Origin of the sequence: Lacinutrix sp. WUR7 (assembly GCF_016864015.1) — a bacterium.
In the GTDB taxonomy this organism is placed as follows: domain Bacteria; phylum Bacteroidota; class Bacteroidia; order Flavobacteriales; family Flavobacteriaceae; genus Oceanihabitans.
Genome location: NZ_CP045067.1, coordinates 3,801,181 through 3,825,406, shown reverse-complemented (window position 1 = coordinate 3,825,406; position 24,226 = coordinate 3,801,181). Strand labels below are relative to the sequence as shown.

The window sequence follows — 24,226 nt, the reverse complement described above, 5'->3', positions numbered from 1 at the left end:
GCGAGACATAATTCTCTGTAGGATTTTGAATTAGCTCTTTGTAATAATAAATTAATTATATAATATGCTATTCAATCAAGTAACTAAAGATCATATATTACAAGCTATAAAAGACTTTGAAGAAAAAGGATATCCAAATGAGTTCGGACCTTCATCAACTTATGATGTTTTTTATAATAATAAAACGTATCCACCAAAAGCCATAATGGCTTATGCTAATTTTCATGCAGAAGGTAGAAAAATAGAACGCTATTTTAAAGGCGGAAAAGGTACAGACTGTTTTAATGCTTTTGAACGTAATGGATTTACGATTGTAAAAAAAGAGAAAGGTATGATTACTTATAAAGATTATGAGAAACAAGTTTATAATTGGTTAAATAATAAAAATAAACAAGATGAAAATTTCACATTTTCTTTAAGGCAAAATGGCTCTAAAGGTGCTGAATTAGATTATTTTATTGGTACAGAAAAATCACGCTATTTCGCAGTTACATTTTGGACATTACCAGTGAATTTCCCTGGTTCCTCAAGTGATTGTATTGGTTTAATTTTTGAAATTTCTTCTGACTATTCCAAATTTAGTTATGATTTTAAGTTGTCGCAAACAAATTCTCCTCATAATACTCAAAATAAATCCGCTTTAAATTTAATAAAATCTGCGTTTGAATTTGTCGCGGAAAGCATTGGTGTTAAGCGTGTTAGTGGTGTTGATAATAAGATGTATACGATTAGAACAAAACCAAAACAAGAATCATATACAGACATAGCTGTTATGCTAAAAGATGTAGACAGGGATTTATCTAAATTAATACCAATAATAAATAATCAAATAGAAGTAGAAAAAAAGGTAAACCCAACATTTGACGCTCATAGAATTTCTAAAGAAGAGTTTTCGAATATGAAAGAGAAACTAAAAAAACGATTTGATAAATATAGGCCAAACAATCAGTCTGAGATAATAAAGGTACAATACTCAAACTGGCTAAAAGGAAATGAAAGTAGTGATAAAATAAATTATTATTTAAGAGCTATAGATATTTTAAATGAGCTTTTAAATAAAGATATCTATTCTGAAAAAAATATAGCAACACTCACATTGTTGTATCAAGATTTAATAGAAAATCAAAAAAATAAAAAAACTAAATATTATTATTCTGCTGATCCATCTTATGGTAGTAAGGGTTTATATTCTGATTCTATAAAAGCATTTATAGAATTTATTAAAGAAGGGCATGGTATTACTGTTAAAAAGGATTCATTTCAAAAAATAAATAGTACTGCTACAAACCAAATACTTTATGGACCTCCTGGAACAGGAAAAACCTATTATTTAAAAGCTCAATTGTTTGATAACTATACACTGAAAGAAAACGCGGTAACCAAAGAGAAGTATTTTGAAGAAACCGTTACTAAATTAACTTGGTGGCAAGTTGTTGCTTTAGCGCTTGTTGAAATTGGAACAGCTAGAGTAAATGATATTTTAGAAAACAGATGGGTTGCTAAAAAAGCAGCACTTTCTGAATCTAAAAATGTAAGAGCAACATTATGGGGAACTTTACAGATGCATACTATTGAAGAATCTGAAAACGTAGCTTATAAGCAACGTCAGAATCCATTAATTTTCGATAAGAATAAAAACAAAACATGGCAATTGTTATCGGATGAGGTAAAAGAACAAAGCCCAGAAATATTGGATATTTTAAAAGATGTAAATGACTTTAATATTAGTCCTCAAAAAGAAATTAAAAACTATGACTTTGTAACTTTTCACCAATCTTTTGCTTACGAAGATTTTATAGAAGGTATAAAACCAATTTCTCCAGAAGAAGGAGAGGAAACCACAAATTTAGGGTATCGAATAGAGAATGGTGTGTTTAAAGAATTATGCATTAGAGCTAAAAACGATCCAGATAATAGATATGCTATTTTTATAGATGAAATAAATAGAGGAAATGTCTCTGCTATTTTTGGAGAACTAATTACACTTATTGAAGTGGATAAGCGAAAAGGCGCTAAGAATGAATTAAGCATTAAATTACCTTACTCTAAAAAAGAATTTAGTGTACCATCAAACCTAGATATTTATGGCACCATGAATACTGCTGACAGAAGTGTAGAAGCCTTAGATACAGCTTTACGTCGTAGGTTTGAATTTAAAGAAATGATGCCTGATTATAGTGTTATTGAAAATGAATATGTAGAGGATGTTGAGCTGTCAGGAATATTAGAAGCCATTAATCTACGTATAGAATTATTAATAGATAGAGATCATACTATTGGACATTCTTACTTTGTAAATGTTGATTCTACTAAAAAATTAGCAAATGCTTTTAACAATAAAATAGTACCATTATTACAAGAATACTTTTATGGGGATTATGGTAAAATTGGTTTAGTGCTTGGAAAAGGATTTATTGAAAAAATAAAGAATGATAAAGTCGATTTTGCAAGTTTTGATTATGAAAATGCAAACGATTTTAAAATACCTAGTTATAAACTAAACCTAGTAAATGCAGATACTATTATGGATGCAGTTTCCGAATTACTTGGTAAAAAAGAAATACTTGAAAATTAATTGACAAAACGTAATAACATAGCTGTTTTTGAGCATCAACGATTGTGTATTGGTGAAAAAGGTTTTAAACAAACGCATTTAGATGCACTTTTAAAACTGAATGAATACCACGATGGTAATTACTTTGAGCCTATTGCTAAAGGCATCAAGTTTAATCAGTACGTTGGTGTTATTCAAGTGGATGGTTTAACAATTGAGATACACCCAAAAGCGGATAAAGAGGATGCTGATAATAAATGGAAAGGTGTATTATTAAAAATGTTACAGGCTTGTGGTAAGCTTAAAGCAGAGTCTTCTGGTGCTGCTCATGTAAAAAGGCAACACCTAAATTTATTAGAAGTATATTTTGAATTGTATTTACTAGAAGTAGAAAGTTTAGTTAGAAAAGGATTAATTAAAAAATATAGAAAGCAAACCAATAATACAAAAGCTTTAAAAGGAAAATTAGAATTTGCTGGTCATATTAGAAAAAATATAGTGCATAAAGAACGTTTTTATACTACACATCAAGTATATGATAGCAATCACTTTTTACACCAAGTATTACAAAAAGCTTTAACTGTTGTTAGTCAGTTTACTAGTGGTTCTAGATTACAAGACTTAGTAAATAGAGTGCAAATAAACTTTCCAGAAGTCGAAACTAAAACCATTACAGCAAAACAGTTAAATGCAATCCAACTAAACAGAAAAACGAATAGTTATGGTTATGCATTAGAATTAGCAAGATTGATTATTCTAAATTACTCGCCAGATATTACCAGTGGTAAAGAAAAGATGTTATCGCTACTATTTGATATGAATGAGTTGTGGGAAACCTATATTTTAAAGCAATTACAAAAAGCATGTGAAGGCACCAATATGGAAGTGTCTGGTCAGGAATCTAAATCGTTTTGGGGAAGTAATAGTTTAAGACCAGATATTGTATTACGACAAGGCAAGAAAACTTTTATCATCGATACAAAATGGAAACGACCACAAAAGAGTTCTGCTTCTGTTTCTGATTTAAGACAGATGTATACCTATTGTCGTTTTTGGGATGCCGAAAAAGCGATGCTTTTATATCCTGGTGATTATGCCGAAAATAAGTTTAAATCTTATTTAACAGATGATTATTCAAAACATGTAAGTGATGAAACCTCAGAAATTGACCATCAATGTAAAATGGGCTTTGTATCTGTTTTGGATGGGGATGGGAGTTTAGACAATTCTATAGGGAAGAGTATATTGCAAATTACAGGTTTAAATCTAACTAAATAAAAGATTTTTTGTGATGACGACATATTTTGTCGTAGCTGCCATATGATATTTGTATTCATTAAAAAATAAAACAATGGATAACGTATTAAAGGAATTTAAAGACTATTTAGAAGTATATGAGAATATGACTTTTAACGAAGCGCAATCCAGCGCAAATAACTTGAAACAGTTTGTAGCGAACTGTTTAAAAACAGTAAACATTAATATATTACAACTAAAGACGCACGAGGAGTTAGCACTAACAATGCGCGCTTATCATTATGTAAATAAAAATAAAGGAGAACGGCTTTCTTTTAAAAAGGTGTCCAAACAATTTAACCAGTATTTGTTACACAAAACGGTTATGGAGTGGTTGTAGTCAATAATAACAATAATATCTTCTCAGTAAAATTAATTTAACACTAAGTGAATGAAAGAATTAACAAAAAGAATTATAGCTTTTAAAAATAGTCAATCGACGAAGAAGCTGATGGATATTTATTCTACTAAATCTTTAATGGAGATTTATGGGGTAAATAGGAAAGAAATTAGGCATACTTCATTTTTGAAATGGCTTTTTAGTAAAGAATGTATGGTTTCAGAGGTTGCAGTGGGATATTTAATTGATGTTTTAATTGCTAGCAAGTTTTTTAATGAAAATACAATTGATATGGAGTTGTATAAAAAACTAGTACTTGGAGATTATTCTATTAATTCATTAAAAGTAATAGAAAATTTTAGAGAAGGAATTAATGGAGAAATTGATTTAATAATTGAATGTAATATTGACGAATTTAAATTGCAAATAATTGTTGAGAACAAGGTATATAGTGGTGAGTTTAATAAACAAACACTGCGTTATTTTGATTCGATTAATAATAAGAATAACAATGATATAAATACTTTCTTTGTTTATTTAACTCCGATTTCGCTTTTTGAATTAGATCAATTAGAAAGTCCTGAATGTATATGTAAAGATTTTATACAGATCAATTATCAAAATATATTAGATTTAATAATAACACCGCTTTTCGACGAGGATCTTAATGATTCTACTTTTCATATATTAAAAGATTACATTATAGCATTAAGGAATCCAGTAGAAAACATTAAAAACACACATCAATTTATGGCAATTACAAAGGAAGAAAGTGATTTGTTAACTCAGTTTTGGGAGGAAAATAAGGATTTAATACAAAAAGCAGTTGAGTCTTTACAGACGAATTTACATGTTGAACCAAGTATAAGAGATACAGCCAAAAATATTGCAGATCAGTTTAAAAATAACAATGAAAAGGAAAAAATCGGAAAATTTGTACAAAGAAAACTTAATGAATTAGTTGCAGGGAATTTTATTAATAATGACGAAATTTCACAAATGAAGTCTCAGGAAAAGTCTAAAGAATTATTTGATATACAATATCCATTATTAGAAGATAAAATTAATAGTACTAGTCCTTTACATTATTGGAAAGACCCAATTGAAATTAATGGCAATAGTTATTGGGTTTGTTGTGAATGGTTTGAAAATGAAAGAAATAATGATCGTGTTCATTTTGAAAAATGGCTAGAAAAATTTAAAAAAGTAAACTAGTATTTATTGACCATGCACTACCAAATAGAAACTAAATACTGGCGAAGAGCAGTACCCAATATTCATGATGAATCTCATAATGAAACACCTACTAAAGCCGATTTGGTAGAAACAAAAAAAGAGTTTCATCATGTGTCACCAATAGAAGCTAGAAAACAAGTTTTTCAGCATTACGGAAGTATTTTAGATGTATTGTACAGTGGTTTGGGGATTTCTCAAACCACTGACAAACAAGCCCGAATAGATTTACAGCAGTATTTTGACTCTGGTAATGGTATAGAGTATTTGAGTAAATATCCAGAGAAAAAATTTAAAATAAACAGTGTCGATATGCATAACCGCATAGCGATTTATATGGTTGTCAACGGTGTGAAAACAGTTATTCACAGTATGAGATATCTCGATTATGCGGATCGCTTAGATTATGATCTTCTTGAAGATTTAGAAGGTTTGGTTTTAGAGTATAATCAGTACTTAGAAAATGATTATGCTTCAGAAGGTTATGAAATAAACGTGGATTTCACCGCTATTGGTGGGACTGTGGAGACTTTTATAAAAACACCTGTAAGCTGGAAGGAATTAGTAAATGAGTATACTGGATTAGAGTTAATTTCTTAAATAGTAAAAATGTCTGTACAAGGAAAAATAAAACGGTATTCATTAATCATAGAAAAAATTAAAAATGGACGAGATACTTCTTTTGAAGCTATAAAAGACTTTTTATTTGATAATGGTTTTGAGCATACCAAGCGAACAATTCAACGTGATTTTGATGATTTAAGAAATGAGTTTGGGGTTGAGGTGTTATATGATAGTTCTAGAAACAACTATTATATTGATTATGATAATAGTCCGAATTTTGAAAACTTTGTTCGTTTTTTAGAATTAGTAAATACAGCAGATTTGCTAAAAGAAAGTTTTAAAACTAAAAGCAAATCTTTAGAGCATATTGTTTTTGATAATAGTGAAGGACTTCAAGGAATACAATATTTAGAGCTGTTTTTAACAGCAATAAAGCAACATAGAGAAATTAGCTTTACGCATTATAATTTTCAGAAAAACACAACTACAAAACGATTGTTAAAACCCTATTTATTAAAAGAGTATGCTAATCGTTGGTATATTATTGGAGAACAAGAAGGCGTAAAAGAATTTAGGAATTTTGGAATGGATAGAGTGTCTAACGTACAGTTAACTGAAAATACGTTTGAACCCAATACAGATGTGGATATTAACTACCTGTATCATGATGTTATTGGTATGGTGTATTCCGAAAACACCAAACAAAGAGTAGTATTGTCTTTTACTCCAGAACAAGGACAGTATGTAAAAACATTGCCTTTACATCATTCCCAGCAAATACTTCTGGATACAAATATTGCGTTTCAAATCTCATTGGATGTAATTCCTAATCGATCACTTGTAGAACGCATTTTAATGTATGGTAGTAGTGTTAAGGTGATGGAACCAATTACTTTGGTTGATGAAATTAAGGGAATGTTGAAAGCTACGTTTTTAAGGTATTAGAGGTGTTTTTTATATTCTTTATGCGGTAATTGAGAATGTAGTGTTTGATATCGGGTTAGGAAGTAGCGTGTTATAGCTTTTAGAATTGTTATTGATGCTAAACCTTAAATTTAGCCCTTAATTTTCCCATAAATCCTGTTTTTTCTCTATCTGTGATTTCAAATTCTGTTTTGCAGTTATATAAATAAACAGTAGTATTCTTTCTTTCTTTTATATGAGACATATTGATAATAGTGCTTTGGCTGATTTTTTCGAAATTATAACGGAATAGTTCTTTATTTATATCTATAATCTTCATTCTTACATTTTCAAATAACATTTCATCATTTTCACCATAAATATGTAAGTAGTTTTTATGAGGTTTATCTGCCTTAATTTTTTCAAATTTCTGAGATTTCTTACTAGGCTTCCATCCATTACTAATTAAGGAAGTACTAATGTAATAGACTTGTTCAGGTCTAAAACGCACTTCTTTGTTGCTGCCAATTGGTAAAGTGATGAAGTTTGTACTATTTTTATTAAAAGTAGTTTTCACTTTCCCCAAAATCTTATTTTTCAAAATTTCTTCAAATTCTTCAATATCAAAAGGTTTGCTTAAGAAACCAGAGATATCTAGACTATTGATTACTTTTTTTTCATTATTAGTTGTAGACGTTAAAAAAATAACTTTTTTATTCGTTGCTATTTTTTGAGCTAATTCAATACCGTTATACACAGGCATTTCAAAATCTACAATGAGTAAATCAAAATCATCTTCGTTTATCTCCTGGAAAGCTTGTTTAGAACTGTCATAGCTTTTTACGTGTTGTAAATCGTAATCTTTTGATAGAGTATCAATTTTAACTTTAACAGATTTTAAAACACTTTGGTCATCGTCTACAAGTATATACTTTATCATTTAATTTAAGCTTAAGGTTAGTTCCGACAAATATTGATTATTGGGCAATGTTTTATGTTCTAGTTTGCTATTTGGATAATAGGCAGTTAGTAATTGTTGTAAAGCATTTAGCCCAAAATTTGAAGATTCTGCGACTTTGGTTTCATAATCTAATCGCTGTTCTGCACTATTCACCAAGCAGTAGGTTAGTTGCTTGTTTTTATTTTCTTTTAACACAATACTTATAAACGAGTCTGTATTGTTTAAGCTTCCATGCTTTAATGCGTTTTCTACAAAAGGGAAAAACAAAGTGGGTTTGATCTTTATGTTTTCTTTTTGTTCTTGTCTTAAACTATTATCAAACTGTATGTTCGCATTTGGTTTAAGATATTTAATAAGATCTAAAAACATAGTGATATGTTCTAATTCTTCTTCTAAAGAGGTGTTTTCTTTATTTAAAGCTGAGACGTTATAATCTAATAGCTTAAAAATGTTTTTTAAGGCTTTTATTGGCGGTACTTTATTTTTGTTTTTACCCATTTTATAGTTAATTCCTAGAAAGGACTTGTAACTATTATCGGTTTCCTCCATGTCCACATAAATCTGACTAATTACATTTTTAATAAAATGCGCACCGAGTCTGGTATTGTTAGCTTCCACATTTTTATAGTTTACAAAACGTTCGTAAGCTCTTTTTTGGTGATTATTAGCTTCTTTGTGTTGTGCTATTTCTTTTTCTTTTTGACTTAAATAGGAATAGAATTTTTGTTTGTAATCTTCCATTTCTTGTTGTAGTTGGAAGATTTCCGTGTGTTTTTTATTTAATTTTCTTTCTAAGCTTTCTCCTTTTTTTAACTGTACATCATATTTGGAAGCGGCTAATTTAGTTACTTCTAATTCTTTTTTTAACTGTTTGTTCTTTTTTCGGAAGGATCGTTTTCTGAACAGGTTATACCAATTTCTAATGACTATTAATATTAATAAACCTAATAGTATAAAAGTTGCGGTTCTTAATACTTCTATTTGTTCATTTAACTCTGAATAGTAATACATAAAAATTGTCTAGTTGTTAGTAGTTACTTCTCTAAAAAAGGGATTTTTAAATCTACTCTTTTTTTAATATCACAAAAAAAGTACTCGATATCCCAAATATAGCCTCTCTATCCCAAATGTAATAATATAATTCTATTCTTCTCGACATTGCAGGTGTAATCAAAGGATAATTAGTAGAAAGCCTACTAAATAATAAGTCTTTGAGTATTTAATAAATATTTAAAAACATGAGTAAATCAAGACCAATGACAAGTAAAGCAGCTGCGAGAATACAAAGTAGTACTGCTAGATCTTCAAATTCAGGAGGTGTAACAAAAGGAAGTTTTACAGCAAGAGCACAAAGTGCAGGAGCTAAAAACGCAAACAAGTAAAAACTAACCTAATCTCATCCTTTTAGTTTAAGGATGAGATTAAAAAAACCAAAAATTATGAAAACCAAAATAACATTAAGCGGATTTGCAGGAACAGGAAAATCTACAGTAGGAAAACGTATTCAAGAACAATTAAACTTTGAGTTTATTTCTGTTGGAAATTATTCTAGGAAATATGCAATGGAAAAGTATGGATTGACTATTAACGAATTTCAAGAGAAATGTAAAACACAACCAGAATTGGATACTGAAATAGATGAGAAGTTTAGATTAGAATGTAATAGCAAAGAGAATCTTGTAATTGATTATAGATTAGGATTCCACTTTATAAAAAATGCATTTCATGTATTATTAAAAGCATCTGATGAAAGTGCTTCTAAAAGAATACATGAAGCGAATAGAAGTGACGAGTCCACAAGTGCCAAAGCTATTAAGCAAAGAAACCAAATTATGAAAGATCGATTTCAAGAAAACTATGGTGTAGATTTTACTAATGATAAAAACTATGATTTGGTTATTAATACGGGCGATTTAACAGCCAATGAAGTTGCAGACTTAATAATGGAACATTATCAAAAGAGTAATAGTGTAACTAAAATTCCAAGTATAAACTTTCATTTATGGGAACCATGCAACATGCGCTGTAAGTTTTGTTTTGCAACCTTTCAAGACGTAAAACAAACCATTTTACCAAAAGGACATTTACCAGAAACCGAAGCTTTAGAAGTAGTAAGAAAAATAGCAGCAGCAGGATTTGAAAAAATAACTTTTGCTGGCGGAGAACCTTTGCTTTGTAAGTGGTTGCCAAACCTTATTAAAACAGCAAAACAATTAGGTATGACTACTATGATTGTTACTAATGGTAGTAAATTAACAGATGCATTTTTAGAAAACAATAAACCGTACCTAGACTGGATTGCAGTAAGTATAGATAGTTTAGAAGATGAAAATAATATTAAAATAGGGAGAGCAATTACAGGAAAAAGAGCCTTAAGCAAAGCATTTTATTATGACTTGATAGATAAAATTCATCAATATGGTTATGGCTTAAAAATTAATACTGTAGTTAACAAAGTAAACTATAAAGACAACTTAGTAGATTTTATTGAACATGCAAAACCAAAACGTTGGAAAGTATTGCAAGTATTACCAATAAAAGGTCAGAATGATAATAAAATTGATGAATTTAAAATTACAAATGCAGAATACTCTCATTTTTTAAACACGCATAAAGATGTAAAAACTATAGTTCCAGAATCTAATGATGAAATTAAAGGAAGTTATGTTATGGTAGATCCTGCAGGACGCTTTTTTGATAATGCACAAGGAACACATAACTATAGTAAACCCATTTTAGAGGTTGGTATACAAGAGGCTCTAAAAACAATGGATTATGATTTGGATAAATTTGAAAAAAGAGGTGGTATTTATGATTGGGAAAATGACAAGAACCAAGATTTAAGAAAGGAGGAAAGCGTATCATGAGAAACTCTATAGCAGGTTTTAATAAAACAGAACATTTTAATTACAGACAATGGGACAGACAAATTAGCGATAATCTTTTAATCCAAATTTTAAGAAAAATAGAATTTAAAAATAGTAATACACTTCTGGTTGTTAGTAGAAACGTGATAAGGAAAATAAATAAAAACGCGAACAAAGAATTATTTATAAAGATAGATAATAACACTTTAATCACTTGTTTTTATTGTGAATTCCAAGAGTATAATGCATCAAAAAGGAAACAAAATTATTTATTAATTAGTAAAATTTAAAAAGGATGAAAAAAATAGTATTATTTGACATGGATGGTGTATTAGTAGAATTGGGGGAAGGACCATTTATAGAAAAGAAGAATACAATTGGGTTTTTCTTAAACAATAAACCAATGGATGGAGCTATTGATGCTTTTAAAAAATTAAGCAATAATTATGATTGTTATATTGTTACCACTCCGGTTTGGAGTAATCCACATTGTTGGATGGAAAAACGTTTATGGGTTGAAAAACATATAGGTTTGGAAGCTAAAAACAGACTCATACTTACACATCATAAAAACTTAGTAAAAGGGGATTATATTATTGATGATACTAAAAACCATGGCGTAGCCGATTTTGAGGGAGAACATATTATGTTTGGTAGTAAACCTTATGAATCTTGGAAACAGGTTCTTGAATATTTAAAAGTATAGGTATTAAAATACTATCTTAATTGTAGGTCCGACAGAGTTGGATCTGCAATTTTTATTGTTTGTCAAATCATTCAATAATTGAAAAAAAAAATTAAATTGTAAACAACAAACAGATTGCTTCGCTACGCTTGCAATGACATAACAAATAAAAATGCAACTAACCCAACTCCCAGGAACCTACCAAATAACCGGCTCCAACCAAGACGCAGCAGCAGCAACCTATCAAGGAACGCTAACCTTAAGCCTAGACGAAAACCAGCGCATACAAGCAGCGTGGCTCATCAACAACAACCAAAAGCAATCGGGAACCGGTTTTTTTAAAGACAATATCTTGGTTATTAATTTTAACTACTTAGGCGATGATGCGGTAATCTATAAAGGCGTAGTCGTTTATAAATGCATTACTAAAGATATTTTAGAAGGCTTTTGGTCGGAGAAACATGGGGATCCCCAATATCTTGGTGAAGAACGTTGTTATAGAATAGGTACACAAAAAGAGATTGTTAATTAGCATTCATTTTAGACTGTCACTGAGAGCTTTGCGAGGTAACGAAGTAAACCTGAAGCAGTCTTATGAATGGAAACGTAATCATTAAACAGATTGCTTCGTACCTCGCAATGACCAAAAGAGAAACAGATTGCTTCGTGCCTCGCAATGACACATACAATTATGAAACCAGGTTACATTTACATACTAGCCAATAAAAATAATACAACACTTTATGTTGGTGTAACGGCGTATTTAAAAATACGCATACTACAACATAAAGAAAAACATAATAAAAAATCGTTTACAGCAAGATACAATGTAGACAAGTTGGTATATCATGAAGCGCACCAAAGGATTGGAGATGCTATTGCTAGAGAAAAACAATTAAAAGGTGGAAGCAGAGCACAAAAAATAGAATTAATAGAAAGTATGAATCCAGAGTGGAAGGATTTGTTTGATGCATTGTAACGTCACTGTCTTTACTGTCATTGCGAGGACGTAGGACAAAGCAACCTCATTAAGTTTTCGTAAACAACAAACAGATTGCTTCGTGCCTCGTAATGACCAAAAAATAATCAGATCACTTAACTACACGCGCAATACCGTTCGCAATATCTTCTGCACATCCAAATTATCCTTTTGCGGAATCAAGAAATTCTCTAAATCCTCAGGAGTCGTTATTTGTTCCGATTTATCCACAAAACCATATCCCAAATACACATTCTTTTTAATAAGTACAAAAGCCTCTTCCTGCGCGTTTCGTCCTTTTTGTTTGAGCACTAAATCTTGTTTGCTTTCCGTGATATAGGTAATTGCTGCCGTGACCCTTGCATTATAATCGTTTACCGTTTCGGTATCGCAACAAACGCCTTTGCAAGTCGTAATCTTATAATGGGAGCATTGTGTAACCGCTTCTTGTAAATGGCAAAACTTCGGACACAGTTCAAATTCCGTACACATTTTTTCTAGATACTGTCTGCAATCGGCAATAGTAGAAAAGGTTTGCAAGGCGTTTGGTGTTGCTTTTAAGGTATTGTATGCCAAATGGGTTATTCCTTTTCTATCTTCATAGCTAAAAATAGCGTAGGCTTTTGGTGCGCGTTTGGAAACCACATTAAATTCCGGATAATGCTGTTTAATCGCAGCATCTTCCATTAGGAAAGCGATAAGTTCACTTCCAGAGAGCTCAAAGTCAATATCAGAAGTTTCCCGACAAAGATCTAAAGATTTCTGTGCCTTGCTGTAAAAATGGCTTAAAACACGTTTCTTGATATTCTTCGCTTTTCCAATGTAAAGGATCTTGCCTTTCTTATTTTTAAAATAATAAATCCCTGCTTTATCCGATAGGTTATTAAACACGGAAGTCGGTAAATGCGAAGGCAATGTCGCTTCTTTAGAGGTTTTCTTTAAGAAGTCATTAAAAACTGTTTCGGCACCTTCTTTCTGCAATAGCATTTCAAACAAAACAACGGTTGCTTCGGCATCGCCACGTGCTCTATGTCTGCCAACAATATCAATATGTAAAGCAGCACAAAGTTTTCCTAAGCTATACGATTTATGCCCCGGAATGAGCTTGCGTGACAAACGAATAGTACATAGTTTCTTTCGATTGAAATCGATATCTAAAGCCTTGAATTCATTACGTATCACATTATAATCGAAGTTGACATTATGTGCTACAAAAGTGGTGTCTTCGGTAATGGCTAATACATCGGCTGCGATTTCCGAAAAAGTAGGCGCATTAGCAACCATCACATTATCAATTCCGGTTAAGGAAGTAATATATACTGGAATGATCACTTCGGGATTGACAAGCGATGTAAACTCATCTACAATTTGTTTTCCGTCGTATTTAAAAATGGAAATCTCTGTAATTCGGTTACTAGTTCCGCTAGTTTCCACATCAATAATGGTGTACATCATCTTATAATTCGTTCTAAAGCTTTTAATTCTACGCCTAATTCGTTAAACATACCGAGAATACTACTAATTTTTAGTTCTTCTTCGGTGTATTCTTGGGTATTAATACTACAAGTAAACTCCCAAAGTTCTAATACTTCATTAATTGGCACACTATAATCGTTGTATATTTTATTGTCTGACATGAGTAACAAAGAGCCATTCAAATCGATATTATTGTACACGCGTTTATAGACCATACCATCATTTAAGGTGATTAAAACATAGGTTTTTCCTGTTTTTATTTCACTTCTATCTTCTACAAAACGGCCAATAACAAATGCGCCATTTTTCATGGGAAGCATGGAATCTCCTTTAATAGGAAATGCTCGATGTTTTCCTGTTGGTAAAAACGGCAATTTTATTTTTTGAAGTTGCTCAATATATTCCGGGTCGTCATATCCTGCTAAATACCCTGCAGAAGCTTTTACAGGAACAATTTCAATGAGGTTTTCATTATCGCTATCTACAGTAATAGGAAAGAGTACACGCTGGTTTCCTAATTCGATAAACGACGTGTCTTTTGCTTTCGTTAAATCATTGCGAAGCAAAATATCTATAGGAAGTTTAAAATAATCCGACAATTGAATGAGCATTTCAATGGTAGGCGCAGAGCGACCTTCTTCGTAAGAACTTATACGTGATCGGGTTACCTGTAAATCTTCGGCAAGCACTTCTTGCGTAACTCCTTTTAAACTTCTTAAATGACGTATGTTTTTAGATATAAATTTCATAATGCTACAAATATAAGCAATAATTGCTTGTAAATGTAGCTAATTTTACAACATGAAAAAAAATATTTTGCATCTGGATTTAGATACCTTTTTTGTGTCTTGTGAACGACTGATAGATAGTCGTTTACAGAAAAGACCATTACTGGTTGGAGGCACTGGAGATAGAGGTGTTGTGGCTGCTTGTAGCTATGAAACTAGACGTTTTGGAGTGCATTCTGGTATGGCAATGAAGGTGGCACGACGTTTATGTCCGGAAGCAGTAGTCATTCGTGGCAATGCTTCCATTTATACCAAACAATCCCATCTGGTGACCGAAATTATTAAGGAGAAAGTTCCCCTTTTTGAAAAGGCGAGTATCGATGAGTTTTATGCCGATTTAAGTGGTATGGATACCTTTTTTGGAAGCTATAAGTATGCTTCGGAATTGCGAGCAACTATCATTCGAGAAACCGGTTTGCCAATTTCCTTCGGGTTATCGGCAAATAAGATTGTTTCCAAGGTTGCTACAGGCGAAGCGAAACCCAATAACCAATTGCAAATAGATCCTGGTTTTGAAAAATCGTTTTTAGCACCTTTATCGATTAAGAAAATACCTTCGGTGGGTACGAAAACCTATCAAATTTTAAGAAATTTAGGCGTAGATACCGTTCGTGTGGTACAACAAATGCCTGTGGAAATGTTAGTCAGCGCTTTGGGAGTAAACGGTAGAACCATTTGGAAACGTGCCAATGGTATCGATAACCCGCCATTAATTCCTTTTCATGAACGGAAGTCTATTTCTACAGAACGCACGTTTACCAAAGATACTATTGATGTCACTAAATTGCGAACGACCGTTTTTGCGATGGCAGAAAATCTTGCCTATCAGTTGCGAAAAGGGGAGAAGCTAACCGCTTGTATTAGTGTAAAGATTCGTTATTCGGATTTTAATACCTACACCAAACAGCATAAGATTCCGTACACCAGTGCAGACCATGTGATTATTCCTAAAATTTTAGAACTCTTTGATCAGTTGTACCAACGCCGATTATTAATCCGATTGGTAGGCGTAAAGTTCACGCATATTGTTAGTGGGAATTACCAAATCAACCTTTTTGATGATACCGAAGAAATGCTGCGTTTGTATCATGCTATGGATACTATAAGAGGAAAATATGGCGAATTAAGTATCCAAAAAGCAGGATCGATAGGCGCAAAAACCATAGGGCGTTTTAATAACCCGTTCAATGGCGAACCACCAGTTGTATTAGCACATAGAAAACTATAATGTATATAAATTGTCATAGCTATTACTCCTTGCGTTTTGGTACCTTTTCGGAAGTCGATTTATTAGCATTAGCGAAAGAAAACGGTATCCAAACCCTTGCTTTAACCGATATTAATAATACTTCGGCATGTCTGAATTTTGTCCAAAAAGCGAAACAATATGCTATTAAACCTATTGTTGGTATCGATTTTAGAAATGGCGCAGCACAGCAGTTTGTGGGATTGGCGAAAAATAATGCCGGTTTTCAGGAATTGAATGCCTTTTTATCACAGCATAGCCATAGTAAAACGAAAATCCCTAATGTGGCACCAAGCTTTGAAAATGCCTTTGTTATTTATCCGTTTGAACAGGTTTTGCAACAGGAAAAGACTGTTTTTTATGCGAATGAATTTATTGGTGTTTCTGCGGAAGAACTTCGGAAGCTTCCTTTTTCCGTTTATAAAGATTTTAAAGAAAAGCTAGTCGTTCACCAACAGGTGACTATTAGAAGTCAACGGGATTTTAATGCCCATCGATTATTGCGAGCAATAGATAATAACACCTTGTTAAGCAAGCTTCAAAAAACGGAAGAATGCCGGGAAACAGATGTGATGCTGTCTTTAGAAAACCTGAAAAAAGCGTTTGCAGATTTTCCGTTTATTATAGAAAATACAGCACAGCTTTTAGATGCTTGTACCATTAATTTTTACTTCGGAAAAGATAGAGCTCCACAAAACCAAAGTGTGTATTTAGAGACTAAGGAAGCAGATTATAAGATGTTAGAAACCTTGTGTGCTACTAAATTGCATAGCAGGTATTCGAATCCGAATGAAAAAGTAATGCAACGTGTAGCTACCGAATTAAAAACCATTAAGGACTTGGATTTTGTATCCTATTTTTTAATCAATTATGATATTATTACCTATTCTAAAAGCATGGATTATATCCACGTTGGCAGAGGAAGTGGTGCCAATAGTATTGTCGCTTATATTATAGGAATTACTGATGTAGATCCTATTGAATTGGATTTGTATTTTGAGCGTTTTATCAATCCGTTTCGCGCATCACCACCAGATTTTGATATTGATTTTTCTTGGAAAGATCGCGAAGATATTACCAACTATATTTTTAAACGCTTTAAAAACGTGGCGCTGTTAGCAGTCTATAATACCTTTAAATATAAAGCGGTTGTTCGGGAATTGGGAAAAGTATTCGGCTTGCCAAAAGAGGAAATCGATAAATTGAGTAGCGGACGATTCTCTAAAGATGCTCTAGATGAGATTTCCGCTTTAGTTTTAAAATATGGCGATTTAATTAAAGGCTTTCCAAATTATATAAGCGTGCATTCTTGTGGTATTCTAATTCTAGATAAACCAATTTATTATTATTCGGCAACAGACATGCCACCAAAAGGCTTTCCAACGGTACAATTTGATATGATGATTGCTGAAGATGTTGGTGTTTTTAAGTTTGATATTTTAGGACAACGCGGATTAGCAAAAATTAAAGAAGCTATAGAAATTATAAGATACAACCGACCAGAATTACCGCCAATTGATATTACCCAAGTCGAGAAGTTTAAAAAAGATCCGAAGATTAATCATTTGCTTAAAAGCGGAAAAGCGATTGGTGCCTATTATGTAGAATCACCAGCCATGCGCGGATTGATGCAAAAGCTACAAACACAAGATTATTTAGGATTGGTTGCAGCAAGTTCTATTATTAGACCAGGTGTTTCCGGATCTGGAATGAAACAGGAATTTATAGTGCGGCAACGGCATCCTGAAAAACGCAAAGAAGCCAATCCGATATTGCTTCAGATTATGCCAGATACCTACGGAATTATGGTGTATCAAGAAGATGTTCTAAAAGTGGCGAATCAGTTTGCAGGATTAACGTTAGGCGAAGCAGATGTGCTAAGAAGAGGAATGAGCGGGAAATATCGTTCGAAATCGGAATTTGTAGCTGTAGAAGAAAAATTCATTGCTAATTGTAAAGCTAGAGGTTATAAAGACGAATTAACGTTGGAAGTCTGGAACCAAATTAAAAGCTTTGCAGGCTATGCATTTGCAAAAGGGCATTCGGCTTCCTATGCGGTAGAAAGCTATCAGAGCTTGTATTTAAAATGTTATTTTCCTTTAGAATTTATGGTAGCTGTTTTAAATAATGGCGGCGGATTTTATAGTGCAGAACATTATATTCATGAAACTAAAATGTGTGGCGGAATTATTAATCCGCCTTGCGTAAATACCAGCGATCATCCAACAATTATAAAAGGGAAACGTATTTATTTGGGTTTTGGGTATTTAAAAAGTTTAGAAGTTCTAGTTGTTAAACGAATATTAAGCGAAAGACAGCTTTATGGAAGGTTTAAATCGTTAGACGATTTTATCGATAGAGTCACCATTAGCATAGAGCAGTTAACGATTCTGATTCGGATTGATGCTTTTCGGTTTACAAAACGATCTAAGATTGCATTGTTGTGGCAAGCTATTTTTAAACTGCGTGTTTCTAAAGCAAAAACAGCGCAAGCCAAACTATTTAAAACAGAACATAAGCAGTTTGATTTGCCAACCATTACTACTTCTTTTGTAGAAGAAGCGTATGACCAAATGGAATTGTTAGGGTTTCCGTTGTGTGATTATTTCGATTTAATTGACGAGCCGCTAAACGATAGTATTTTGGTTAAAGATTTGAATACACATATTAATAAAACGGTTTTACTTTATGGCGTTTTGGTAAATACTAGATTTCATAAAGCTTCTAACGGAAAAATATTGCGTTTTTGCACCTTTACAGATCAAGAAGGGAATTATTTTGATACGGTACATTTTACGAAAGTGGTAGAGAAATATCCCATTCATGGTTTAGGTGTGTATGCTTGTTTCGGAAAAGTAACCGTGTCTTTCGATTTTTGCAGTTTGGATATTGTTTGGTCCAGAAAATTAGCGTTAAAACTAGATCCGAGAGGAAGTTAAATTTATTTTATAACTTTCCTTAAAATTATAGATAATGTGTTTTCATACTAGTACCACTCAAAAAACAAAAAAACTTGAAAAGCATTTTAAAGTTAAAATTAGTAACGATAACTTACGTCCTGTTTTTGATACACCAAATTACCATTTAAATGGTTTTGCACATCCAAATATGTTAGTAATTCCACAAGAGAAAGCAGAAGTAATAGCTCCTGGTGTCTGGGGAATTGTTCCTTCGCATAAACCTTCAGATCAAATAAAAGCATTTTACAAAGAAGCTGTTAAGTATGGAGGCGGATTAAATGCAAGGTCAGAAAAAATATTTGATCATTTTCTTTATAAGGAATCTGTTATGGAGAAACGTTGCATAATTCCTGTAACTGGTTTTTTTGAACCACATGAATATAATAAAAAGAAATATCCATACTTTATTCAGCACGCAGAAAAACAGCCATTAGCATTGGCGGGATTCTATTCTGTAATGGATACTTATATCACCTTTACCATTTTAACTAAAGAAGCTTCTCCATTATTTGCTAAAATTCATAACGTTAAAAAAAGGCAACCAGTAATTTTAAAGGAAAGTAATTATTCTAATTGGTTGTCTTCAGATTTAAGCGAAAAGAATATTAAGGATTTAATACTGGAAGATTTTCCAGAATCTAGTTTAGAAACGTATACGGTTAGTACCGATTTATTTAATCCGAAAGTAGATAGTAATATTAATACTATTATTCAAAAAGTTGCCTTTCCTGAATGGAATGAAACGTTGTTTTAAGATTTCCCATTGTGGTGTAGTAGAAATATGGAAGTTACCAGTCGTACAAGAATCGTACAATTTAGAATTATAAAACCGTAAATATGGAGTTTATGGGGTTCTTTTGCGGAGCATTCGGATTGCATATCCCGCCAAGGTAATCCAATACAAGCATAGAAAACCAAATGAAGTAAAGCTTGATTTGTATTTTTGTTTACATGGAATATTAAAGCAAAACTTTGCATTTTGTATAAAACAAAAAAACCATAACTTTCGTTATGGTTTTTCCTTTTGCGGAGCATTCGGATTGCATATCCCGCCAAGGTTATCCAATACAAGCATAGAAAACCAAATCAAGTAAAGCTTGATTTGTATTTTTGTTTTGCATAAAATACTAAAGCAAAACTTTGCATTTTATATAAAACAAAAAAACCATAACTTTCGTTATGGTTTTTCCTTTTGCGGAGAATGAGGGATTCGAACCCCCGGAGGTGTGACCCTCAACAGTTTTCAAGACTGCCGCATTCGACCACTCTGCCAATTCTCCTTGAGTGCCTCATTGGATATTCTCCAAATGCGAGTGCAAATATATAATCCTTTTTAGTTCCTACCAATAAAAAAGTGAAGTTTTATTACTTTTTTTTTATTCTGCTCCCAATAAGTTTTTGCAGAACTTGGTTATTAAGTCATTACAAATAGTATTTTTGCCAAAATAAGTAACTAGAATGAATATAATAGACCATTTATCTTGGCGATATGCTACAAAAACCTTCAACCAAGAACTGTTAGTTGATAAAAAATCTTTACAAATACTCTGTGATGCATTTAATCTAACAGCAACATCTTATGGCTTACAACCTATAAAGTTGGTGGTCATTCAGGATAAAAAATTGCAGGCAGATTTAGTAGAACATTCTATGAATCAGCAGCAAGTAGCACAAGCATCGCAGGTATTAGTATTCTGTATTGAAACCAATATTAATAAAGAATTCATACTAAACTATTTTAATAGAATTAAAAATATAAGAGATACGCCAGACGCTATTTTAAATCCGTTTCGCGATTTTTTAATCGATGACTTCTCTAAAAAACAACAAGAAGCCATTGAGGATTGGGCAACCAAACAAGCCTATCTAGCCATGGGAAACATGCTAACCGTTTGTGCTACACAAGGCATTGATTCTTGTCCGATGGAAGGATTTAGCCCAGAGAAATACGACGAGATATTAGATTTAAAAAGCAAAGGATTAAAATCGGTATTAATAATGCCAATTGGCTATCGCGCAGAAGACGATATGTTTGCCGGATTTAAAAAAGTAAGAAAAACGGTTTCCGAATCGGTAATCCTACACCAACAATAAACTGGCAAGATTGTTGTTATATTAAAAAAAAATATACATTTGTATAAATCACCATATCCATTTTAAAGATGAAAAATCTAATTCTAATAGTAGCTTTTGCTTTTGTAAGTAGTGTTTTTTCGCAAGAAGAAGAAATGTCTAACCTAAATTGGTTAACAGATATTGATCAAGCAAAATCCGTATCTTCTAAAGAGAAAAAACCGATTTTAGTATATTTCACAGGAAGTGATTGGTGTCCGCCTTGTAAAATGTTGAAAGAAGATTTTTTCAATTCGCCAGCATTTGAAGAGAAAGCAAAAAGCATGGTGCTTTTAATGGTAGATATGCCAAGAAGAATAGATATTATTTCTCCAGAACAAAAGGAGAAAAATATAGCACTAGTACATAAATATAATAAAAACGGTAGTTACCCAAATATTGTTGCCCTTAACGCAAGTGGAAAGGTTATTGGCGAAATTTCGGGATATACCTTTTTAAGAGAAACAGATAGACACGATGCATTTGTAGATTCTGTATTAGAGAATTATTAATGAAATTAAATATAAAAAAAGCGTCAATACGAATAGTTTTGACGCTTTTTTTATTCCTTATATTAAACGTAAATTTGCAATAACAATTACTATAAATTATGCCTGGATTTGAACTTTTTGGAGATAAAGAACGTAAAGAAGTAAACGATGTACTAGAAAATGGTGTGCTGATGCGCTATGGTTTTGATGCCATGCGAAACGGACATTGGAAAGCAAAAGAACTAGAACAAGCTTTACAAGATAAATTGCAAGTACAACACGCACAATTAGTGTCTAGTGGTACCGCTGCGGTTTCTATTGCAATGGCTGCTGCAGGAATTGGAGCAGGTGATGAGGTTATCATGCCTACATTTACTTTTGTTGCCAGTTTTGAAGCTATTATGATGCTTGGCGCTGTTCCTGTTTTAGTGGATATCGATGATACGCTAACTTTAAATCCGGAAGCCGTTAAAAAAGCAATTACACCAAATACAAAAGCGGTTATGCCTGTCCATATGTGCGGAAGTATGGCAAATCTAGATGCTTTAAAAAATATTTGCGATACGAATAATTTAATATTAATCGAAGATTCTTCACAAGCAACAGGAGCAACCTATAAAGGGAAACCTCTTGGTAGTATTGGTGATTTGGGATGTTTGTCTTTAGATTTTGTAAAAATAATTACCGCTGGAGAAGGTGGTGTGGTACTAACAAACAATCCGAAATACGCATTGCATGCAGATCATTTTAGTGATCACGGACATGACCATAAAGGAAACGATAGAGGTGCAGAAACACATCCTTTTTTAGGATATAACTTCCGTATTTCAGAATTACACGCAGCAGTTGGTTTGGCACAAATTAATAGATTAGACGAATTTGTAGCGATTCAGAAAAAAAATTATACCATTCTTCGGGATGCTTTAGCACAAATTCCAGAAGTTGTTTTTAGAACGGTTCCGGAAGGAGGAGAAGAAAGCTATTCGTTTTTAAGTTTCTTTTTAGCGGATTTAGAAACCACCAGAAAAGCTTCGGCAGCATTAAAAGAAAATGGTATCGATGCTTGTTTTCATTATTATGATAACCAATGGCATTATATTAGAAAATGGCAACATCTTAAAGATTTAAAAACATTATATCCTATTCCTGCAGAAGTGAAAAAAGGATTGAAATACTTAGAAACTGCAGATTATTCGAAATCTGACGATTTTATAGCTAGAAATATCTCTTGTTTAATAAAATTATCTTGGACGGAAGAAGAAGTAAAACTTCGTGCAGAAAAAATGGTTGCAGCAATTCGTGCTTCGATTTAAAAAAAAGATATAAATTCTTCAAATCCCTTTTAGGCAATAGCTTAAAAGGGTTTTTTTTTGTTTTAAAAAATAATATTGTGAAATGTTAACCTTTTGATTTTTAAGGTATAAATAAGAAGTAAACAGCTATTAATCCATTAAATAAAAATCAAAAATCATGAACTATTTTTACAAAAACCACGAATTCAAAAAGAGTAAATATCTAGCGAGTAAAAAAGCACTCACTTTATTTATGACTTTACTGTTAACGCTAAGTAGCATTGCCCAAAACGGAATTAACTATAAAGCGGTTATTAAAGACGCAACAGGTAACGTGATGGTGTCTGCACCAATAAGTATTCAATTTACTATATATGAAGGTGTAGCACTTACTAATAATGTGTATCAAGAAAGCCATACTTTAAATACCGATGCCAACGGCATGATTATCGTTAATATTGGAGAAGGGATATCTGGATACAATTTTTCTGCAATAGATTGGGGAAATGATGATCATTATTTAAACGTGCAGGTAAATGTTGGTGCTGGCTTAGTCGATTTAGGAACCACGCAATTTAAAACGGTGCCTTATGCTTTAGTCGCTAAAGATGTTGAAAATGCAGTTTGGGAAACCAATGGTATAAATGCTTTTTATAATGATGGGAAAGTGGGAATTGGTACCAATACACCGCTTGCAGAACTAGATGTAAAGGGAAGTGGATTTACAAAAGCTCGTGTGACTTCTGTATCTGAAACGGCATCGCTGCAACTTTTTCGACCTGGAGCATCAAATATAGATTGGTCCTTCAATAATGCTACAAATAATGAACTTCAGATTGCAAGCTCTAATGATGACATATTATCTGGAGCTGTGAGATTGAGATTGAAATCTAATGGAGATGTAACGATGGCACAAAATGAAGGTCGCGTTGGTATTGGTACTAATACGCCAGTAAATCCTTTGTCTGTACTGCAAACTTCTGGTACAGCAAATACCGTTCGTATTGAAAGTTTGGACCAACCCTTAGGAAAAGATCTTATAGAACTTATTGTTCCTACTGGATCTACATCGGGTTCTCAATTTATAGAAATGCAAAATGGATCGAATATCGTTGCTGCTATAAATAGTGATGGTTCTGCTGAATTTAAATCGGTGCAATTTGAAGATAATAGCGTACAAACTACAGCTGCTGTAGGTCCACTAGCATACGGTTTTGTTAGAGCTGCCGGGAATACACCTTCAGGTTCCGGAAACTATAGCTCCACTTGGGTTGCAGCAGAAAGTAGATATGAAATTACGATTCCTGGAGAATATTATTTCTGGTATCACTATACCACTGTTGTTACAAGTAATTCTGCTGCTGTTTTTGGAGAACGTGTAAATAGTGTGAACGGAAAATTACTGGTTTACTTATATAACGCTTCAGGAGCATTAATTCAAGGTGATTTCCAATTTATTACCTATAAATAATCTAAAAA

The 24,226-nt window shown here is 32.4% G+C and carries 22 protein-coding genes and 1 tRNA gene; 18 read left to right on the top strand and 5 right to left on the bottom strand.

Going from position 1 to position 24,226, the window contains the following annotated elements; genetic code table 11:
- The first annotated feature begins 64 nt into the window (after positions 1-64).
- The 6 genes from FG167_RS16620 (at position 65) to FG167_RS16595 (ending at position 6,932) form a co-directional block, all read left to right on the top strand.
- Entirely contained in the window at positions 65-2,575 is a 2,511-nt protein-coding gene (locus tag FG167_RS16620) for an McrB family protein (protein WP_203459331.1), read from the top strand.
- Positions 2,576-3,832, top strand: coding sequence for an McrC family protein (locus FG167_RS16615; RefSeq protein WP_203459330.1), 1,257 nt, complete (start codon positions 2,576-2,578; stop codon positions 3,830-3,832).
- Between the two features lie 73 nt (positions 3,833-3,905).
- Positions 3,906-4,190 (top strand): hypothetical protein, encoded by a 285-nt coding sequence (locus FG167_RS16610; RefSeq protein ID WP_203459329.1) that lies wholly within the window; start codon positions 3,906-3,908, stop codon positions 4,188-4,190.
- Positions 4,191-4,241: 51 nt separating this feature from the next.
- Positions 4,242-5,405 carry a PD-(D/E)XK nuclease family protein gene (locus FG167_RS16605; protein WP_203459328.1) on the top strand — a complete coding sequence of 388 codons (1,164 nt, stop codon included), beginning with the start codon at positions 4,242-4,244 and terminating at the stop codon, positions 5,403-5,405.
- Between the two features lie 12 nt (positions 5,406-5,417).
- Positions 5,418-6,023 carry a hypothetical protein gene (locus FG167_RS16600; protein WP_203459327.1) on the top strand — a complete coding sequence of 202 codons (606 nt, stop codon included), beginning with the start codon at positions 5,418-5,420 and terminating at the stop codon, positions 6,021-6,023.
- Positions 6,024-6,032: 9 nt separating this feature from the next.
- The gene (locus FG167_RS16595) at positions 6,033-6,932 is read left to right on the top strand and encodes a YafY family protein (RefSeq protein WP_203459326.1); all 900 of its coding nucleotides are present in this window, start codon (positions 6,033-6,035) and stop codon (positions 6,930-6,932) included.
- 97 nt (positions 6,933-7,029) lie between these two features.
- Here the strand turns inward: FG167_RS16595 and FG167_RS16590 are convergent, their stop codons facing one another.
- Both FG167_RS16590 and FG167_RS16585 read right to left on the bottom strand, forming a co-directional pair.
- On the bottom strand, positions 7,030-7,830 hold the full coding sequence (locus FG167_RS16590) for a LytTR family DNA-binding domain-containing protein (protein WP_203459325.1): 801 nt from the start codon (positions 7,828-7,830) through the stop codon (positions 7,030-7,032).
- Positions 7,831-8,862, bottom strand: coding sequence for a hypothetical protein (locus FG167_RS16585; RefSeq protein ID WP_203459324.1), 1,032 nt, complete (start codon positions 8,860-8,862; stop codon positions 7,831-7,833).
- Between the two features lie 227 nt (positions 8,863-9,089).
- Here FG167_RS16585 and FG167_RS16580 point away from each other — a divergent pair, with 227 nt between their 5' ends.
- The 5 genes from FG167_RS16580 (at position 9,090) to FG167_RS16560 (ending at position 12,382) form a co-directional block, all read left to right on the top strand.
- Positions 9,090-9,233, top strand: a complete 144-nt coding sequence (locus FG167_RS16580) for a hypothetical protein (protein ID WP_203459323.1) — start codon at positions 9,090-9,092, stop codon at positions 9,231-9,233.
- 57 nt (positions 9,234-9,290) lie between these two features.
- Positions 9,291-10,718, top strand: coding sequence for a viperin family antiviral radical SAM protein (locus tag FG167_RS16575; RefSeq protein WP_203459322.1), 1,428 nt, complete (start codon positions 9,291-9,293; stop codon positions 10,716-10,718).
- Between the two features lie 295 nt (positions 10,719-11,013).
- Positions 11,014-11,424 carry a hypothetical protein gene (locus FG167_RS16570; protein WP_203459321.1) on the top strand — a complete coding sequence of 137 codons (411 nt, stop codon included), beginning with the start codon at positions 11,014-11,016 and terminating at the stop codon, positions 11,422-11,424.
- Positions 11,425-11,575: 151 nt separating this feature from the next.
- Positions 11,576-11,935, top strand: a complete 360-nt coding sequence (locus FG167_RS16565) for a hypothetical protein (protein WP_203459320.1) — start codon at positions 11,576-11,578, stop codon at positions 11,933-11,935.
- A gap of 159 nt (positions 11,936-12,094) precedes the next feature.
- Positions 12,095-12,382 carry a GIY-YIG nuclease family protein gene (locus FG167_RS16560; protein ID WP_203459319.1) on the top strand — a complete coding sequence of 96 codons (288 nt, stop codon included), beginning with the start codon at positions 12,095-12,097 and terminating at the stop codon, positions 12,380-12,382.
- Between the two features lie 120 nt (positions 12,383-12,502).
- On the opposite strand, the gene FG167_RS16555 is transcribed toward FG167_RS16560, so the two are convergent.
- Together FG167_RS16555 and FG167_RS16550 are read right to left on the bottom strand one after the other, a co-directional pair.
- A complete protein-coding gene (locus FG167_RS16555; RefSeq protein WP_203459318.1) occupies positions 12,503-13,837 on the bottom strand; it encodes an exonuclease domain-containing protein in 1,335 nt (444 codons plus the stop codon).
- On the bottom strand, positions 13,834-14,607 hold the full coding sequence (locus tag FG167_RS16550; RefSeq protein WP_203459317.1) for a LexA family transcriptional regulator: 774 nt from the start codon (positions 14,605-14,607) through the stop codon (positions 13,834-13,836). Before FG167_RS16550 ends, FG167_RS16555 begins: the two co-directional genes overlap by 4 nt.
- Before the next feature lie 52 nt (positions 14,608-14,659).
- On the opposite strand from FG167_RS16550, the gene dinB reads away from it, so the two are divergent.
- The 3 genes from dinB to FG167_RS16535 are packed head-to-tail and all read left to right on the top strand — an operon-like array spanning position 14,660 to position 19,606.
- Positions 14,660-15,874: a DNA polymerase IV gene (gene dinB / locus FG167_RS16545; RefSeq protein ID WP_203459316.1), complete on the top strand. Its 1,215-nt coding sequence runs from the start codon at positions 14,660-14,662 to the stop codon at positions 15,872-15,874.
- Entirely contained in the window at positions 15,874-18,831 is a 2,958-nt protein-coding gene (locus tag FG167_RS16540) for a DNA polymerase III subunit alpha (protein WP_203459315.1), read from the top strand. The genes dinB and FG167_RS16540 overlap by 1 nt, the downstream gene beginning before the upstream one ends.
- A 34-nt stretch (positions 18,832-18,865) precedes the next feature.
- Positions 18,866-19,606 (top strand): SOS response-associated peptidase, encoded by a 741-nt coding sequence (locus tag FG167_RS16535; protein ID WP_203459314.1) that lies wholly within the window; start codon positions 18,866-18,868, stop codon positions 19,604-19,606.
- Positions 19,607-20,047: 441 nt separating this feature from the next.
- On the opposite strand, the gene FG167_RS16530 is transcribed toward FG167_RS16535, so the two are convergent.
- A tRNA-Ser gene (locus FG167_RS16530) sits at positions 20,048-20,132 on the bottom strand.
- Positions 20,133-20,310: 178 nt separating this feature from the next.
- Between FG167_RS16530 and FG167_RS16525 the strand changes: the two genes are divergently transcribed.
- From FG167_RS16525 to FG167_RS16510, 4 genes are all read left to right on the top strand, one after another.
- On the top strand, positions 20,311-20,946 hold the full coding sequence (locus FG167_RS16525) for a nitroreductase family protein (protein ID WP_203459313.1): 636 nt from the start codon (positions 20,311-20,313) through the stop codon (positions 20,944-20,946).
- A gap of 68 nt (positions 20,947-21,014) precedes the next feature.
- Positions 21,015-21,476 (top strand): thioredoxin family protein, encoded by a 462-nt coding sequence (locus FG167_RS16520; protein ID WP_203459312.1) that lies wholly within the window; start codon positions 21,015-21,017, stop codon positions 21,474-21,476.
- 98 nt (positions 21,477-21,574) lie between these two features.
- Complete coding sequence (locus FG167_RS16515) at positions 21,575-22,768, top strand: DegT/DnrJ/EryC1/StrS aminotransferase family protein (protein WP_203459311.1); 1,194 nt, start codon at positions 21,575-21,577, stop codon at positions 22,766-22,768.
- Positions 22,769-22,925: 157 nt separating this feature from the next.
- Positions 22,926-24,218, top strand: a complete 1,293-nt coding sequence (locus FG167_RS16510; RefSeq protein WP_203459310.1) for a hypothetical protein — start codon at positions 22,926-22,928, stop codon at positions 24,216-24,218.
- The last annotated feature ends 8 nt before the right edge of the window (positions 24,219-24,226 follow it).